This is a genomic window from Desulfocucumis palustris (genome assembly GCF_002933875.1).
Taxonomy (GTDB): domain Bacteria; phylum Bacillota; class Desulfotomaculia; order Desulfotomaculales; family Desulfocucumaceae; genus Desulfocucumis; species Desulfocucumis palustris.
On sequence record NZ_BFAV01000182.1, the window covers coordinates 1 to 17,095 of the forward strand.

The window sequence follows — 17,095 nt, forward strand, 5'->3', positions numbered from 1 at the left end:
CGCAATATTGAAGCATTTGTCATCGACAAAACTGCAATAACGGCTCAGCAGCTCACTGATCTGCGCACGATCAGCAAGTTTAGTTAATTCTGTGGTTATGTCATGCTCTTGTTGAACTGATTTTTCATTAACTAAAAGGATATTTATAGCCATTGACCGAATCGGTTAATGGCTATTATAATATTATTGACCTAGTCGGTCAATAATATTATAGAGGTGAGTCATTTGGAGAAATTTTTTAGTTTACCCATAGAGAAGCAAAATATATTAATTGATGCCGCCCTTACATGTTTTGGCACTAACGGTTACAAAAAAGCGTCTATAAGTGATATCGCGACTGCCGCTGGGGTTTCAAAAGCATTGATATTTCATTACTTCGGTACAAAAAAAGCTTTATATTTATATTTAATTGAATTGTGCGGCAATATTCTCCGGGATGAAATCAATGAAAAGTTTGATGATGGTGTTACTGATTTCTTTGACAGAATTAAGCTTTTGTCTAGTATTGAAATTTCGGTTATGAAAAAACACCCTGCAATGCTTTCTTTTTTAAACAGTGTTTATTTTGAAAACGATGATGAAGTTAAAGCGGATATAAAAACTATTATTGAAAACGGTCAGGGTGAAAATTTAAGAAACAGAATTGCTTTTAAAGGGACGGATATTTCAAAATTTAAAGATGGTATTGACCCAAAGCTCGTAATGAAAATATTTACTTGGCTTGTCGATGGGTATTTAAGTAAAGTACCAATTAAAACAGCGATTAATCTCGACGATTTATGCGAAGAAATTGATGAATGCATCAATCTATTTAAAAAAAATTTTTACAGGGAGAAATATTTATAACGCATATTTTGATCTATGCAAAAACGCTTTTTATTAACAAAGAATTAAAATGTGTAGAGCATAAAGGAGAATATGTATGAATTCATATGTGCTTGGCTTTCAGGAAATCGATAAAACAAAGCTTGCAATAGTCGGGGGCAAAGGCGCAAATCTTGGGGAACTCTCCAGTATTGAGGGGATAAGGGTACCTGAGGGCTTCTGCGTTACCACCGAAGCGTATAAAAAAACCATCGAACAAACACCTGAGTTTACTGCTCTCCTGGAGCAGCTAACTCATGTAAAAGCGGACGACAGAGTTAAGGTCAGTGAAATCAGCGGTAAGATCCGCAGCGCCATCGAAAGAACAGCAATTGCAAAGGATATTGGAGAAGCAGTTGTCCGCCACCTCACAAAACTCGGAGATAAAAATGCCTATGCCGTACGTTCAAGTGCAACAGCGGAGGATCTGCCGACGGCATCCTTTGCGGGCCAGCAGGATACGTATCTGAACATTATCGGTAAGGAAGCCATACTGAAACACATCAGCAAGTGCTGGGCGTCACTGTTTACGGACCGGGCGGTGATCTATCGCATGCAGAACAATTTTGACCACAACAAGGTCCAACTGTCGGTGGTTGTTCAGAAAATGGTTTTTCCGGAGGCGGCAGGGATTATGTTTACAGCCGATCCGATCACGTCGAACAGGAAGGTTGTGTCCATCGACGCCAGCTTTGGACTCGGTGAGGCGCTTGTTTCCGGTCTGGTGGATGCGGATATTTATAAAGTACGGGAAGGCAGGATTACCGATAAGAAGATAGCGACGAAAAAACTGGCGATCTATGGTATCAAAGAAGGCGGCACTAAGGAAGTGCGGCTGGGGTCCGACAAACAAAACGCACGGACTCTGGCGGATGCGCAGATACTGGAGCTTGAAAAAACAGGCAGAAGGATTGAAGCGTATTTCGGACGCCCTCAAGACATTGAATGGTGTCTTTATGAAGGTGATTTTTATATAGTTCAAAGCCGTCCCATCACCACCTTATATCCGGTACCGGAAGTGAAGGATGGGCAAAAGCATGTCTATATGTCGCTCGCTCACCAGCAGATGATGACGGATGTCATGAAGCCGTTAGGCCTGTCCTTCTTCCCGATATGGCTCCGGAAGATTACAAGCGGTCCTGTGGTCGTGGCCGGCGGGCGGGTGTATTTGGATGTCTCCTACGAGCTCGCTTCGCCGATGGCAGCAAAGGTTTTTGTCAAAAGCGGTCTCGGTTCGGTAGACATCTTGATACAGAAAGCGCTCACCAATGTCCTGAAAAGAAAGGACTATATTAAAACACTGGCCCGGGGAAAGACGTCAATGGGCCTAAGCGGCGGCTCGATGGGGCAGGTGGTTTCCGGTTTCATGCAAGCGAGAAAAATCGAACGGGAGAACGACGCCGGTCTCCTACACAAAGTTTTTGCCAAGCATGATGCGCAAGTTCGTGATCTGGAGCAAAGGATCAACGGCAAAACGGGAGCTGATCTGTTCGATTTTATTCTGCAGGACATGGATGAAGCCTATAAGAATATCGTTTTGGATAACTACGGCGTGGGCATTGTCGGCGTCTTTGCCCCCAATTGGCTTAAGAAAAACATGAAGAAATGGCTGGGTGAAGAGGACGTTACCGATATCCTGACTCAATCGCTCAGCAACAATGTCACCGCGGAAATGGGGCTTGAGCTTTTGGATGTGGCGGACGTTGTCCGGCAGTATCCCGCTGTAATGGACTATTTCCAACATGCCAGCGATGAAACCTTTTTTGAGGAGCTGGAGAAGCTTCAAGGCGGTAAGGCCGCCGGTGATTCCATCCGTAAATATCTAAAAAAATATGGCGTGCGCTGCCCGGGAGAAATCGATATTACGAGGCCAAGATGGGCTGAGAAGCCGACGATGCTGATTCCCCTGATTATCAATAACATCAAAAATTTCGAGCCGGGTTCCCATCAAATTATATTTGAACAAAAACGGTTGGAAGCAGAGCGAAAGGAACAAGAGCTCATCAGCCGTTTGCAGCAGCTGCCCGGCGGCAGACAAAAGGCGGAAAAGACAAGGAAGAAGATCAGTGTTATGCGCAATTTCATCGGCTTTCGGGAATACCCCAAGTATGCGATGATGCAGCATTTTTATGTTTATAAGCAAGCTTTGAAGAAAGAGGCCGCCCTGCTGGTGCAAAAAAGAGTGCTTCAGGAGCCGGAGGATATCTATTATCTGACCTTTGGGGAACTGCGGGATGTTATCCGCACAAACCTGCTGGATTACAGCATCATCACGAAGCGAAAAGCGGATTACGAGGTCCATGAGAAATTGACGCCGCCCCGGGTCATGACCTCCGACGGCGAGATCATCACCGGCGAGTACGATACCGGCGAAACACCTAAGGGCGCTTTAATTGGAGTCTCTGTCTCGTCAGGTGTCATTGAAGGACGGGCACGTATCGTTTTAAATCTGGAGGATGCCCACATTGAGGATGGTGATATTCTGGTTACAGCTTTTACTGATCCCAGCTGGACGCCGCTGTTCGTATCGATTAAGGGCCTCGTAACGGAAGTCGGAGGGATGATGACCCATGGTGCCGTTGTTGCAAGGGAGTACGGTCTTCCCGCAGTAGTGAGCGTTGAGAATGCTACCAAGCTGATTCAAGATGGACAAGAGATCCGGGTAAACGGAACGAAAGGATATGTGGAAATCATATAATTGAGACTCCTCCAGGGGGAGCGGAGACTTTTGCAGTGCAATGACAATTAAAAGACAAAAAGGCGTTACTGCGTTAACGCCTTTTTGTCGGTATTTTTTTGCTCCTTGAAAATAATATGTTCCATAATTAAAACCGACAACACTCCAACCACAAAACCATTTCCCATTACCGGTCTTAATGCCGGCGGGAAGGTATTTAACACATCACCCGGGAGGAATGAGATTACAATGCCAAGCATAAGCGGGAGGCCCATAACCAAACCATTATCAAACTTAAAACCTGTAGTGGGGTTGAACGCCAGCATTAATCCGGCAGAAATCTGGGAACACATTATATAAATAAGAACGGTTCCTGTTACCACGGATGGGACGCTGCCGATTATGGAAATTACCGATGGGAAAAATGACAGCGCCAAAAGAAAAATGCCCGCGGGTATTAGTGTGAATCTTGAAGCACAGGAAGTTGAAGCTATTACCCCGGGGCTCAAGGAAAAATTCACAGGCCCTATGACCCCCATAAATCCGGACAGCACGTTGGCCAGACCTGTAATGGAAATACCCCTGGTTATTCGTTGGGGCATATTGTCCGGTTGAATTAGCTCGCCCAGGGATTGAATGGAACCCAAATCATTGATGGACAGGGCCAAAAAGCATATCATAAAAGATATTATTACCCCCGGCTCAAAAGTCAGGTTGTAATTTAAATCCTTAAAGAATAATGATACAGGATTTAAATTTTGTGTGTAAACCAGGTGGGTTTCCGGAAAAAGCGCGTAATAAGCCAGGGTACCTGCAATTATTGCCCATATTATCAAGGTGGATTTCCATATTCCCCTGAGAAATCTATTGGCCACAAACATTAAAATCACAAAAGACAATGCAAATAGAAGGTTTGCCAGGGGCGTTGTCGACGTCCCCGGTCCTACTATGAGGTTTAGGATCAAGGGGGTTAGTGTAAGTGCTATCAAAATAAGTATGGTTGCTACCACCCTGGGTGTGAAAGAATTTTTAAGGCGGCTGAACAGTCCCGTGGCACTCAAAATAAACAGGGCCAGCCCGCCGGTTATAATGGCTGTGTAGATACTGGCGGTACTTGTTCCCTGACTTGCCGTTATGCCTGCCAGCAGTACCGCCGCGGGACCCGTAATCAGCGGCAGCCGGTGTCCCAGCGTTATTTGCGCCAGCAAAATTACGGCGGTTAAAAAGAATAATTTTTGAAGATAATTTATCCGGAAAAAGGGGTCGCCGGGCTGAAGCCCGGATACCACGTTGCCGATTATAATAATTGTGGGCACGGCAATGGCCAGCCATTGCAGGCCGAAAAGCACCAGCTCAGGGAATGGGGGAATATCATTCAGGTTGTATTTAAATTTCATGCTGCTTGATACATTCACCAGCCTTTAAGATTATTATTTATTTATATTCGACAAAGACGGGGGTTACCCTTTAGGGAACGCATCCCCATACCTTTTTTAGCCCTGTGGCCGGATAGCTCCCAGGTCGCTGCGTCTCTGTAATTTTCCGCTTCCAGGTCGGCTTTTTCCGCATCCCACACCATCCAGCAAAGAACTGCAGATATATTTTAATATTTGTAATAATTACACATAATATAAAAATTTCCTTTATAAAAACCAGAAAATCGCTAAAGATATAAAATTATCCAATGACTTTCAGAGTATGCCTGTCCTTTCAAGGACAGGCGACTTTGTTTGTACAGGGTGGTTGTTTGTAATTGTGTAAGTCAATGTTAGCAACCCATTTTATGCCAATATTAAATTTAGCTTAAAATTTATATAAATTATTGTGTTTTGCAAAGGTGATATCAGTATTTGTGTATAATTATTAAGGCGCACAGGGTTATAACAAAATAGAAACAATGATTTGCTAGTTAGTAAATTTTTCATTAACAGTTAGTGGGTGATTAAGGCTATTGAATAAAAAGAAATTGCCTGAAGATAGATCTATCTTTGATTCTACTAAAGCTGAAGTGGAAATTTGTAAACGTGAGCTGTTATTAAGGGCAATGCTTCAATTATTTCCAGTAGCCTGCTATGTTGTGGATAACCGAACGGATGAAATCCTTTATTTCAACTCTTTATTTTGCGATATCTGGGGAATCAGGCATCTTGAAGGGGATATGCGCAGGGGTATATTGAAAAATGGCGACATTATAGAGCACTGTTCAGCCTTGGTGGCTAATGCCGGGGAATATGTGGAATCTTCCAGGCTGCTACAGGATGAGAACAACCTTTCGGTTATCGAAGATGAAATAATTCTTGCGGACAAGAGAACTATCAGGCGGTTTTCCGCACAGGTGCGGGATGCTGAAGACAATTATCTGGGGCGGCTATTCGTTTTCGGAGATATAACCCACCCTAAACAAATTGAACAATTACTGAGGGAGAGCGAAGAAAAATACCATCAGCTGTTTTTTAACAGCCCCGCGGTCAGGATACTGGTAAATCAGGAAACCGGCGATATCGTGGATGTAAACAAGGCTGCCATTATATTTTACGGCTACACCGCTAAAGAGTTGAGGGACATGAAAATATACGACATCAATATCGGGGACCAGGAAACAGTTTACCTGTGCATGCAGAGCGTAAAGCAGCCTGACGGCAATTCTTTTTTCTTTAAACACAGGCTGAGCAGCGGAGAAATCCGCGATGTGGAGGTTTATTCCGGGCTGGTTGACATCGCGGGAAAAGGACTGATCAGTTCCATTATTTTTGATGTTACGGACAAATTGCAGGCGGAAGAGGATTTGCATGAAAGCCGGAAGCGCTTAAGCCTTGTTATTGAAGGGGCGAAAGCCGGGATCTGGGACTGGGACATGGTTAATAACCGCGTACATTATGATAAGCAATGGAAGGCTATTTTAGGTTATGAGGAACAGGAAATCAGCTGCGGGTTTGAGGAGTGGCGAAGCCGCTGGCATCCGGAGGATGCAGTCAGAATAGAAAAGGTGATGCGGCATTACCTGGAAGGGAAGACCGACAAATTCCAATTAGAGCACCGGTTGCAACATAAAGACGGCTCATACCGCTGGATATTTACCACCGGAAAAATTACCCGGAATCGGAAAGGGGTGCCAATACGCTGGGTGGGCTCAAACATAGATGTCACCATTCATAAAGAGGTTGAAGAACTGCGGCTGGAAAGCGACAGGAGATTAAAAGATTTTGCCCAGGCAATGCCCGACATCAGCTTTATTATTGACGAAGACGGCCGCCACCTGGAGGTCTTTGGGAATAATGAGCAGCTTTTGCCCGTGCCCAGGGAAGAATTGCGGGGTCTTACCCTTCATCAGGTGTTTCCAAAGGAATTGGCGGACACTTTTCTTTATGAAGTCAGGCAGACCATTTCAACCGCCACGCAGCGAAATATAATCCGGGAGATAGATCTCGGCCAATACAAACGGTGCATTGAATGGCGGGCGGCTCCAATGAGTTATCTGGTCAACGGCAAAAAAACCATTGCCGTTTCTTTGACGGATATCTCGGAGCGGCTTAAGGCTGAAAGAATGCTGCAATTAACCTATGACCTGCAGCGCAAAAGCGACTTTTTTAATGATATAATCAGCGGCAGTGCCAAAATTGATGAAAAAGTAACGGCGGCCGCCAGGGAGTGGGGAATAGACCTGTCGCTGCCCCTGTTCTGCTGCCTGATTAACATTGAACGGGCGGCAGGCTTAACTGAAAAAGACAAGGGAAATTTGATGGAATTTCAGTTCCAAAAAAATATCATCATTGATATGTTGGGCAGCTCCCGGGAACATGTTATATGGGACAACCGGGATAATATAGGGGTTTTGTGTCAGGCCGGAGATAATGCGGAGGATAGACGGAAAGGGTGTATACAGGCAGCCGCGCAGCTAAAGGAAAAAACCGGTAAATACGATCCCGGGCTGGTGGTAATAATTGGCATCAGTGATATCCACGACGGGCCCGAAGGCTTGAAGAAAAGTTACCAGGAGGCCCGGATCGCAATCCTTTCAGCTAAATGCCGGGGGGAAAAATCCGGGGGTGTATATCATTACCGGGATATCGGGCTCGATCAGCTTCTGGCGGCCTATGGCGGAAAAGAGGATGCCGCGGAATACGTCCGGAAAAAGATTGGGCCGCTTATAAATTACGATCGTCAAAAGGGAGCCAGTCTATTGCCAACTCTTGAAGCAATTCTGCATAGCAGCAGCTTGAAGGAAGCTTCACAAAAAATTTTTTTGCACTATAAAACCCTGGTTTTTCGCAAACAGCGCATTGAAAAAATTTTAGGGGTTTCTATAGATCAATTCGATACAAAGCTGGCCCTGGCAGCAGCGATCAAGCTGCACAAGTTAAACATTTTACTTAATGATTGTAAATAAAGGATATTGTTGGGTTTATTTTTGTCTTTACTGGACAATTGTCTGTCTGTTTTTGTTCAAATATTAGGGAACCCTGGATAATAGTAAAAAAGACCAAGCTAAATTATAATCAAATTTAAAAATAGCACATAATTTGTCGAAATTTGTGGGGAGTGGAGGGTAACAGCGGAAGAAATCGCGGGTAAAAGAGATGGAGGAGAGATGAATAATGAAGGTTTCAGTCGGCATGAAAATAGGCGGGGGTTTTGCCATCCTATTAGTGCTTCTGGCGATTATCAGCGTTCAGTCTGGTGTAAAGTTGTACACCACTGATATGAGCATGCAGGAGCTGTCTGTCAGATCCCAGCGCATAAGTCTGGATTACCGGACTAAAGAGGCATTCCAGGGCGCCGCCCTGGCAATCCGGGGCTACATGGTCTATGGTGATGAAAAATATCTTAACCAGTACAGTGAGCAGATTGATATCACCGGGAAGATTATCTCGGAGCGGCTCAATAATTCCTCCGCTGAATCGAGACCTAAATTTGAAGAAGTTTTGGAGCAGCTTGGGGAGTATGACGGGGAAATTATGCAAAACATGGTTCCCCTGCTGAAGGAAAAGAAACTCCAGGAAGCAACCGCGGTAGGCGCCACCATCGCGCCGATTACCGCCGATATAAACGAAACCCTGGAGGGTTTAATCAGTGAAAACGAAAAGAAGAGCGAGAAACTGATTGACAATACCATTTCCGATACCGGCGAAAGCCGCAGGGTGGTCCTGTGGGTAAGCATAATATCCCTTTTTGCCGGTCTTTTTCTGGCTATCTTCATCACCAGGTCCATTACCGGCCCGGTGAAAGTGATGATGAGCGGTGTAAAGCCCATGGCCGGTGGTGATTTTACCCATGTGGTGGAGGTTAATACCAGGGATGAGCTGGGTGAGCTGGCCGGGGTGGTTAACCAGACCAGGGAACAGTTAAGGGAACTGGTGGGGGATATTGTAGGCGTGGCCCAGTCCGTGGCTGCCCACAGCCAGGAACTGGCCGCATCGGCGGAGCAGGTAAGCGCAACCATTGAAGAAGTGGCCAGCGCCACCGGCGAGGTGGATGCCATGGCTGAAAAGAGCATGGAAAACGCCGACGCCACCGCCGAGGGATCAAAGAAGGTGGTGGAAGTCGCGGAGTCGGGAAGTCATACGGTGAAGCGGACCGTAGATAAAATAAATGCCATAGCCAAATCCACCGATGATGTCGGCCACTCCATTCAGAAACTGGGTGAACTGTCCGCAAAGGTTGGTAATATAACCGATGTAATAACCGGGATTGCCGACCAGACCAACCTTTTGGCCTTGAACGCGGCCATTGAGGCGGCCAGGGCCGGAGAGCAGGGGCGCGGTTTCGCCGTGGTGGCCGATGAGGTAAGAAAGCTTGCCGAGCAGTCTGCTTCCGCCGCCAGGGAAATAGGGCAGCTGGTGGAACAGATTCAGACCGGGGTAGACGATTCTACCCGGGCTATGGAAAACGGCGCGGCGGAAGTGCGGGAAGGGGTGCATCTGGCCGGGGACGCCGGAGAGGCCCTTGAAAACATAATAGTTGCGATTAGCAATAACATCAGTCTGGTGGAGGAAATAACCCTTGGCGCCAGGCAGACCAGTCAGGGTACCCAGCGCCTTTCCGAAAGCAGCGGGCAGGTTTCAGCAACCATCCAGCAGGTGGCTGCCGCCACCCAGGAGCTGGCGGATATCGCCACCAGGCTGCAGGCTTCTGTTAACGGGTTTAAGGTATAAACGGAGAATGATATTCTCTACACCACCAGGTCTATTTGCTGCACGGTTCCGGCAGATCCGTTTTCGCGGATAAAAATACCGGTTGTCCGCACCTGTCCCTGAATATCATTGCGCTCATCTTTGATGCTGAAGGGAGTATTCACATTGCCCAGGTAAATCGCGCCAATACCCTTTTCGCCCAGGGCAAAGAGCCTGTCGTTGCCCTGGGCGTCTTTGGTCCAGATCCGCAGGCTGTTAAAAATTTCGTCATTTTCATCTATCCAGTTGTTATGATCCTGGTCGTAAGCGGCCAGTTCGGCGAAACCATTGCCGCTGTCCGGGCCGAAAAGCTCGCCGCCGTTATTTATCGCGCCGTCATTGTTCAGGTCAAGGGCAAGAAATCCGCTGCCCTGGCCGACGAAGGATATCTGGTCGGGGGTTCCGTCAGAGTCCAGGTCGAAAGCGTATTTGGTGTCGGTGAGTTTCGACGCCGGACCGTCGTAGTTAATTACCAGCGGGTCTGTCATCAGGGCGTCTCCGGCCCGGATGCTGATATTTTTGCTGGACATAAATTCCCTGCTCATGTTCAACCGCACTGAAAAGCCTATCTCCCTGCCGTCAGCTGTTTTGATGGTGCCGGTTGAGGCGAAGGACATTATTTCATGTTCATAATTAAATTCGTGATATTCATATTCCAGCCCCCAGCCCTGTCTGGCGGCAGCCTGCGGCGGGTTTGTCAGAGCAAGGCTGCTGCCCATGCCGGTATTTTTAATGCTTATCCTGTCGGGCATAAAGAACTTAATTTTCTTGCCCGACAAAGCCTCAAGCAATTTTTGCAGCAAAAGCAGCTGCTGCCTTTCCCGGTCACCCGGTTCGTAGACTCCCTCCAGCTGTTCCGGTTGAATTTCCTCCGGGGATTTTTTTGAGCCGGCCAGCAAGTTTTTGGCCTGCTCCGAAATATCCGCAATGTCCGGTTTTAAAGCGGACAACTGCCCCGCCTGCCCGTTAACCCCTTCAAAATCAGGTCTTTCATTGCCCACCCAGGATTTTAGACTCTCTCTTTTAATATGTATCTCCTCAGATTTGGATTGACCGGCCATGGAAATGTATGAACTACTAATTTTCATTAAATTTACCCTCCCGAAAAAAATTGGAAGTTGATGGTTATTAATATAATATTCGGCAGGATTATGAATATTTTTAGGAAAAAATAAATTTAAACATGACATAAAGCCGTCATGTTTAGGATGGTATGATTATTAAAAAAAGGAGGCAATAATCATGGATTATAAATTTGAATTGACTGAAGAGCCTGCGCAGCCTGTGCTTTCTACCCGTACAAGGACCCCGGTGGGCAATTTGCCGCAGGAGTTGGGCAAAGCATATGGGGCTATCATTCAGTATCTGAATGAAATTGGTGAAAAGCCGCTGGAAATGGCTTTTGCAGCTTATTACAACATGGATATGGAGGATCTTGACGTAGAGATGGGATTCCCGGTCGCCAGACCCCTGGCCGGAAAGGGTGAAATCAAATCAAGCCAAATTCCCGCGGGGAAACGGGTCTCTTGTATGTATAAAGGGCCCTACAGCCTGATGGAGCCGGTTTACAACGCCATGATGCGGTGGATAAATGAAAATGGCCACGCGCCTGTGGGGGTGGCCTATGAGTTCTATTACAATTCTCCCATGGAAGTGCCGGAAAGCGAACTTTTAACAAAAATAGTATTTCCGCTTAAATGAAAATCCCCGGGACAGCTTTTTAACATTCTGCTAGGTAACGTTTTTCAGGGCATCCCTGAAAATTTTCAAGCCTTCATCGATCACTGAGCTGTCGATGTTTAGAGGGGTGATGAATCTTATACAGTTTTTATATACCCCGCAGTTAAAGAACAGCAGTTTCTGCTCCAGGCAATACCCGGTGATTTTTTCCGTGGCGGACTTGTCGGGCTTCCCTTTATCATCCACCAGTTCCACCGCCAGCATCAGGCCAAGTCCCCGCACATCACCGATAACAGGAAACTCTTTTTTCAGGGCCATAAGCTCTGATTTGAAGTAACTTCCCATTTTTCTGCAATTATCCAGCACATTATCTTCTTCCATAACCTCCAAGGCGGAAAGAGCCACGGCACAGCTCACCGGGTTGGCCCCAAAGGTGGTGCCGTGCGCTCCAGGTGTCCAATCCCCCATAATATCCCTGGTTCCGATGACTGCCGAAAGCGGAAAACCGCCGGCCATGGCCTTGCCCAGGCACATTATGTCGGGGGTCACGTTAAAATGTTCGGCTGCGAACATTTTTCCGGTCCTGCCAAACCCGGTTTGTATCTCGTCAAAGATAAGCGGTATTTTATGCCTGCCGGCTAATTCCCGGAGACTTTGCACGTATTTGACCGGCGGGACGATATAACCCCCCTCACCCTGTACTGGCTCAAATATTATCGAGGCAATATCACCGGGCGGGATGATTGTTTCAAACAGCCTCTCAATCTCCGCCAGGCACTGTAAGGAGCAATTGTCCTCACTTTTTTCATAGGGGCACCTAAAGCAGTAGGGGTAGGGCGCGTGGAATACGGAGGGCAGAAAGGGGGCGTAATTTTCCCTGAAACCGGCCCTGGATGAGGTAACGGACAGGGCGCCCATGGTCCGGCCATGGAAGGCCCCGCGAAAGGCTATGATTCCCGGCCTTTGGGTTTTCCAGCGGGCGGCCTTCAGTGCCCCTTCCACCGCTTCCGCCCCGCTGTTGCTAAAAAAGACCATGCTCAAATCCCCGGGGCTGATTTCGCTTAACTTCATGGCCAGCTTTATGGCGCCGGGGTAATAACCCAGGGAAAAGGAGCCGTGAATAAGGTTGTCTATTTGTTTTTTGGCCGCGGCGACCAGCCGGGGATGGCAGTGCCCCAGGTTGTTTACGGCAATACCGCTGCAGTAGTCAAGGTATCTTTCTCCGTCAGAGGTGTATATGTAGGGGCCGGCCCCTTTTTCCATTATAATTTGCGTGGACCTGGCCAGCACCGGAGATAAATGTTCTTTTGCAGCATTTAAAAGCTCGTCTCTATTCAAATTTTTCACGTCCTTTGGTGACAGAATACTGATTATTTAAAAAATATGCGGTTACATTACCATATAGTCCAGATCAGTATTAATGGCGAAATTAAACAACCCCCCGTCAAAGCCGGATTGGCTTTGCCGGGGGGACTCCCTGAAAGGTGAACTTTATTGAAAAGTTTTTGGTACCGGCTAAAAAGACTGAAGTCGGATATATTTATACTCTACTACGCCTGCAAAGACCCCCGGGTTCCCCGCCAGGCGAAAGTATTGGCCGTGCTGCTGGCGGCCTATGTGATAAGTCCCGTGGACCTCTTTCCCGATTTTATATTCCCCGGGCTGGGCTACATGGACGATTTGCTCCTGGTTCCGTTTGGGACCGAATTTATATTAAAGCTGATTCCCGGGCCGGTTGTGGTGGAGGCAAAGCAGAAAGCCATGCATTTAGGACAAAGGGCGAAATTATGGGCAACGGTACTGATAGGGGCGGCGGTTATTTTATTGGTCCTGGCTTTTGCCTACAGGTTTGTTAAAATAGGGTGATAATTTACAGGCTCTCAAGGGGCGTTACAGCTTTCCCCTTCAGCAGCATGTGCAGGACTGCTCTATCCTTATAATCTTCCTGGTAAATATCCTTCATTTCCGGCAGTTTTTTCAGGCTGTCCGCCGCTATTCGAGCGCTTTCTGATATCTTACATTTTTATTAAATGCGGCACTATAAAAGAATTACCCCGGCCAACGACAGCAGGAACACCGCGCCGCAGGCAAACATCAGTAAACTCCCGGACATGGACAGCCCCCAATACACCATAACTGTAATGCCCAGCGCCATAGTAACAGACAGCGCCAGAGCCACGCCTCTAAGCACAGGGGCGTCCGCCCGCGCCGGCGGCATAAAGGCAGACACTTTGTTATCATCGCAGGTAAGCACGATCAGCACCGGCAGACCCAGGAAAAGGGGAAACAGAAAATCGTTCAGACAAACAATGGTAAACAGCTGCCGTGACCAAACCCCCAGGAACACATCCAGCCCGCAGGCGATGATAACTGCCGTGGCCATGGCCCCGGCAGCCGAAATGAGTACATAAATGACTATATTAACATGGCTTTTGGCATTTGGCGCCTCACCCTTTTTTAAAAAATGCCAGAGCTTGTAAGGCAGGTAGGCAGCTAAAAAATTGCCGATAAAGCCCAGGACGGAGCCCTTGGAAAATGTCCCGAACAGGTCGGCTATCAAATTGCCGGCGGCACAGCCCCAGGCGCCTGCCGGACCAAACAGCAGCCCGGCCACCACCGGCACGGCATTGACCGGGCGGACCTCGGTAAGCCCCTCGATAAGCACCATCACCTTGAAGGGGACGGCCATGCCGATAAACACCAGGGCGCAGACGCCCATTTGCAGCAGGGTCTCTTTTTGCCTAAAGGGATGCAGAATTTCCCGCAAGGGGCTTCTCCTCCTTTTTGTTTAGAAAGTCGGTTCCCGCGCAAACGGCCCCGGCCGCGATCAGCACTGCGCCGGCCAGCTTGATTATGGTAAAGCTCTCGTTAACGCCAAAGGTGCCCGGGATAAGGACAGCCAGCACCATGGTCACGATGGGCTCGGTGGAGGCTATGACGGTAACGCTGAGAGGGCTGGCATACTTTTGGGAGTACATCAGCATGATATAGGCGTAGGCCTTGGAGAAGAAGGCCAGCATGAATATATTGGCCAGCAGGGTATTTGAGTAGTTGACTAATAGAAATGTTTTGGGCTCCTGGAGGCTCCACAGTATAAAGCTCAGGATAGCGGTGAAAAACATTTGCCCCACGCCCAGGAGCAGAGGGTCGTGGTCCTTGGTAAACCTATCGGTGCAGATAATATATACGGCCATTAAAAAACAGGCCGAAAGCATATACAGCATGCCGGCCTCCAGGGGCTGGCCAGGTTTTACCCCGCTGGACAGGGCCAGTCCCGACAAAATAATAAGGATTCCCAGCAAATTATTCCTGGAGGGCCTTTTTCTGAAAAAAAGCAGCAAAAGCGGCACAATGACAATATTAAGGGATGCGATAAAGGAGGCGGTGGAAGCCGGAATTGCAGCGATACCCATTTTTTCAAAAATCAGGTTGACACATAAAATAGCCGCCATGGCGGCGCTTCTGAGGAGTATTTTGCTATTAAAATCCCGCAGCCTTTTAAAAAACACGATAAGCAGTATAATACTGGCCAGCCCCGCCGTCATGGTCAGGTAGGCAAAGGCCGACAGCTCGGGCGGCAGGTTTTTTATGAATATATAAGACGACGCCCAGCACAGTGTGATCGAAAACAATATGATATTTGATTCCGTTTTGGTCATAGCTTTTGCCCCTTGTAAAATTCATAGTCCACCTTTTGCTTATCTATGAGGACCGCATTTTGATTAAGCTCCTTTAGCAGCTCGTCCATTATCCTTTTCATCTGCTCGTCGGTAACGGAATAAAATGTGTAAATAAGGGTGTTTTCATAAGTGACCATCCCTTTTTCGTCCTTAAAAGCGCCCGTGCCGATACAGCCGGTAAAGCCGTCGACGTATTTAAGGGCGATGTCGTTTACCTTCTTTTCGGCTTCCTGGGTGGATATTTTCTGAGAGTAGGTATCCTTGTCATTTAAGCCGATATACAGGGTGTATTTAACCGTCTCACTTTTGGCAAGGCCATTGTTTGCCGGCCCGGAACAGCCGGAAATAATAACAACCAGCACTATCATTAATAACACTTTTACAAGCCGTACTCTCATCGTTATGTCCTCTTATATAGTATTTCATCTTCTGATTTGAGTATATTGTAATTTATTCGGCATATATTTTCAAATATCTCACTGGCATAACAAAAGACGTTAGGAATGTGAGAACACCACAAACGCAAATAGCCGTTTTCCCCTTCACACAGGAAAACCGCTATTTAAAATGCTGTTGGATTGTTTGTACGAGCTTCGACAAGCTAATATTTAGACAGGTATGCTATTTTTAATTTCTTTCTCCCTGTTATACCTGTCCCGCACGTAATGCTCCAGGCTGTATTTCCACTCCGCGCAATCAGGTTTGCCACTGTTGACGAACATGGCCTTGTAAGCGCAGCTTCCCATGCAAATAGGCAATATTTTGCATTCCAAACATTCCGCAGTCTCGAAAGGCTCCCAGGTAAGCCAGCGTATTTCGTGCATACGCTCAGCCTTGCCCCGCCCTTTATAGTCAATGATATTGCCTATGCGTGCTGACTTGTCGCCCACTTCGGACCAGCATTTGTACATATCGCCGTCCGGGTCGAGGACAAAGGTGTTTGTTTGGTTGGCCGTACAGGAGTCTGCGACACGGGGATAATAGGGGGTCTGGCCTGCTTTAAAGCCCCTTAGCCTTAATTCCCTCTGAAGGGTCTGGTTCAATACCGTGAATTCCTCCTTGGTGGCACAGGAATTTTCAATTGATTTGCAGCCTGACGAATAGGGTGAAACATGGCCCAGATGGATGGCGATGTCTTTCAGATTATTGTCTTCCAATATATTCAGGAGTTTTAGCGCGTCGTCCATGTTGGAGCGGTCTACATTCACGCGCAGGCCCACCTTCATTTCATTGGCCTTTAACAGCTTAATTCCTTCCAGTATCCTATCAAAGGTGGGCCCTCCGGCCTTGAGCATCCGGCGGCTGTTATGCGCCTCAGGGGGGCCGTCCACGGTAATCTGGAAACCTGTTATCCTGCTGTCTTTTAGCTTCCTCACTATTTCCGGATCGCCGGCCAGCAGGTAGCCGTTGGTAACCATGTGAGCGGTATAGTCCAGGTTGTTCTCCCCGGCGACAGCTAATATTTTTTCTGACAGGTCGAAGATAATTTCTTTACCCAGGAGAGGTTCTCCGCCGAACCAGGCAATATGTAAGCCTTTTATTGTTTTAGCCGCCCTTTTTATGTAGTTAAGCAATCCCTGCTGCACCTGCTCCGTCATAAATGCGTGCCGCCCGTCCCGCCTGTCCTGGTCTTTACCCGCCTGTTCGAAGCAATAGGTGCAGGCAAAATTGCAGCGCAGGGTGGGGGCTATGGTTAAACCCAGCCGCCTGGGGTCGTATTTTCCGCTGTTGTAGGCAAATTTCAATATTTTCAGTTCATCGGTTTCATCCTCCAGGAGGAATCCTCCCTGCTTTAGCCCGCCGGCAAACTGTTTTGCAGCTTCAGGCAGGTCGTTGTATTCAAACCGTGGGGTATTTAACAATTTCGCATGGGTCCTCCCCACTTCGGCCAGTGAAGTGGTCAGGCTGTTAAAAATCATTACTTTCCCGGGATCTTCGGTGGGCCAGATGAAGTTATAAAAAGACGGTTTCATTTGTTTCAGCTCCAACTTTATCATGTTAGAAATTTTCGCTGACAGATTACT

13 protein-coding genes are annotated in these 17,095 nt (G+C 47.4%); 6 read left to right on the forward strand and 7 right to left on the reverse strand.

The window, feature by feature from the left end; translation table 11 throughout:
• Positions 1–225 precede the first annotated feature (225 nt).
• Together DCCM_RS18045 and ppsA are read left to right on the forward strand one after the other, a co-directional pair.
• Positions 226–846, forward strand: a complete 621-nt coding sequence (locus tag DCCM_RS18045) for a TetR/AcrR family transcriptional regulator (RefSeq protein WP_104373782.1) — start codon at positions 226–228, stop codon at positions 844–846.
• A gap of 76 nt (positions 847–922) precedes the next feature.
• On the forward strand, positions 923–3,562 hold the full coding sequence (gene ppsA / locus DCCM_RS18050; RefSeq protein ID WP_104373783.1) for a phosphoenolpyruvate synthase: 2,640 nt from the start codon (positions 923–925) through the stop codon (positions 3,560–3,562).
• A gap of 65 nt (positions 3,563–3,627) precedes the next feature.
• Here the strand turns inward: ppsA and DCCM_RS18055 are convergent, their stop codons facing one another.
• A complete protein-coding gene (locus DCCM_RS18055; protein WP_104373784.1) occupies positions 3,628–4,938 on the reverse strand; it encodes a uracil-xanthine permease family protein in 1,311 nt (436 codons plus the stop codon).
• A 554-nt stretch (positions 4,939–5,492) separates the two neighbouring features.
• Here DCCM_RS18055 and DCCM_RS18060 point away from each other — a divergent pair.
• Entirely contained in the window at positions 5,493–7,928 is a 2,436-nt protein-coding gene (locus DCCM_RS18060) for a PAS domain S-box protein (RefSeq protein WP_104373785.1), read from the forward strand.
• A gap of 208 nt (positions 7,929–8,136) precedes the next feature.
• Positions 8,137–9,693, forward strand: coding sequence for a methyl-accepting chemotaxis protein (locus DCCM_RS18065; protein WP_104373786.1), 1,557 nt, complete (start codon positions 8,137–8,139; stop codon positions 9,691–9,693).
• Positions 9,694–9,710: 17 nt separating this feature from the next.
• Here the strand turns inward: DCCM_RS18065 and DCCM_RS18070 are convergent, their stop codons facing one another.
• Positions 9,711–10,799, reverse strand: a complete 1,089-nt coding sequence (locus DCCM_RS18070) for an SPM autocatalytic domain-containing protein (protein WP_104373787.1) — start codon at positions 10,797–10,799, stop codon at positions 9,711–9,713.
• Positions 10,800–10,953: 154 nt separating this feature from the next.
• Here DCCM_RS18070 and DCCM_RS18075 point away from each other — a divergent pair, with 154 nt between their 5' ends.
• Complete coding sequence (locus DCCM_RS18075; protein WP_104373788.1) at positions 10,954–11,412, forward strand: GyrI-like domain-containing protein; 459 nt, start codon at positions 10,954–10,956, stop codon at positions 11,410–11,412.
• 30 nt (positions 11,413–11,442) lie between these two features.
• Here the strand turns inward: DCCM_RS18075 and DCCM_RS18080 are convergent, their stop codons facing one another.
• Positions 11,443–12,729, reverse strand: coding sequence for an aspartate aminotransferase family protein (locus DCCM_RS18080; protein ID WP_104373789.1), 1,287 nt, complete (start codon positions 12,727–12,729; stop codon positions 11,443–11,445).
• A gap of 156 nt (positions 12,730–12,885) precedes the next feature.
• Between DCCM_RS18080 and DCCM_RS18085 the strand changes: the two genes are divergently transcribed.
• Positions 12,886–13,257, forward strand: a complete 372-nt coding sequence (locus DCCM_RS18085) for a YkvA family protein (protein WP_104373790.1) — start codon at positions 12,886–12,888, stop codon at positions 13,255–13,257.
• 172 nt (positions 13,258–13,429) lie between these two features.
• Here DCCM_RS18085 and DCCM_RS18090 read toward each other — a convergent pair whose 3' ends face one another.
• The 4 genes from DCCM_RS18090 to DCCM_RS18105 all read right to left on the reverse strand — a co-directional run bounded on the left by DCCM_RS18090 (position 13,430) and on the right by DCCM_RS18105 (position 17,044).
• Positions 13,430–14,158, reverse strand: a complete 729-nt coding sequence (locus tag DCCM_RS18090) for a QueT transporter family protein (RefSeq protein ID WP_104373791.1) — start codon at positions 14,156–14,158, stop codon at positions 13,430–13,432.
• Complete coding sequence (locus DCCM_RS18095) at positions 14,133–15,050, reverse strand: DMT family transporter (protein ID WP_104373792.1); 918 nt, start codon at positions 15,048–15,050, stop codon at positions 14,133–14,135. Before DCCM_RS18095 ends, DCCM_RS18090 begins: the two co-directional genes overlap by 26 nt.
• Positions 15,047–15,469: a DUF3574 domain-containing protein gene (locus tag DCCM_RS18100; protein ID WP_104373793.1), complete on the reverse strand. Its 423-nt coding sequence runs from the start codon at positions 15,467–15,469 to the stop codon at positions 15,047–15,049. The genes DCCM_RS18095 and DCCM_RS18100 overlap by 4 nt, the downstream gene beginning before the upstream one ends.
• Before the next feature lie 210 nt (positions 15,470–15,679).
• Positions 15,680–17,044 (reverse strand): radical SAM/SPASM domain-containing protein, encoded by a 1,365-nt coding sequence (locus DCCM_RS18105; RefSeq protein ID WP_104373804.1) that lies wholly within the window; start codon positions 17,042–17,044, stop codon positions 15,680–15,682.
• Positions 17,045–17,095: the final 51 nt, after the last annotated feature.

Excerpts from the sequence above, each read along its gene's own strand:
- ppsA (WP_104373783.1), top strand. The coding sequence starts at position 923 with ATGAATTCATATGTGCTTGGCTTTCAGGAAATCGATAAAACAAAGCTT.
- DCCM_RS18055 (WP_104373784.1), bottom strand. The coding sequence starts at position 4,938 with ATGAAATTTAAATACAACCTGAATGATATTCCCCCATTCCCTGAGCTG.
- DCCM_RS18065 (WP_104373786.1), top strand. The coding sequence starts at position 8,137 with ATGAAGGTTTCAGTCGGCATGAAAATAGGCGGGGGTTTTGCCATCCTA.
- DCCM_RS18070 (WP_104373787.1), bottom strand. The coding sequence starts at position 10,799 with ATGAAAATTAGTAGTTCATACATTTCCATGGCCGGTCAATCCAAATCT.
- DCCM_RS18075 (WP_104373788.1), top strand. The coding sequence starts at position 10,954 with ATGGATTATAAATTTGAATTGACTGAAGAGCCTGCGCAGCCTGTGCTT.
- DCCM_RS18095 (WP_104373792.1), bottom strand. The coding sequence starts at position 15,050 with ATGACCAAAACGGAATCAAATATCATATTGTTTTCGATCACACTGTGC.
- DCCM_RS18100 (WP_104373793.1), bottom strand. The coding sequence starts at position 15,469 with ATGAGAGTACGGCTTGTAAAAGTGTTATTAATGATAGTGCTGGTTGTT.
- DCCM_RS18105 (WP_104373804.1), bottom strand. The coding sequence starts at position 17,044 with ATGAAACCGTCTTTTTATAACTTCATCTGGCCCACCGAAGATCCCGGG.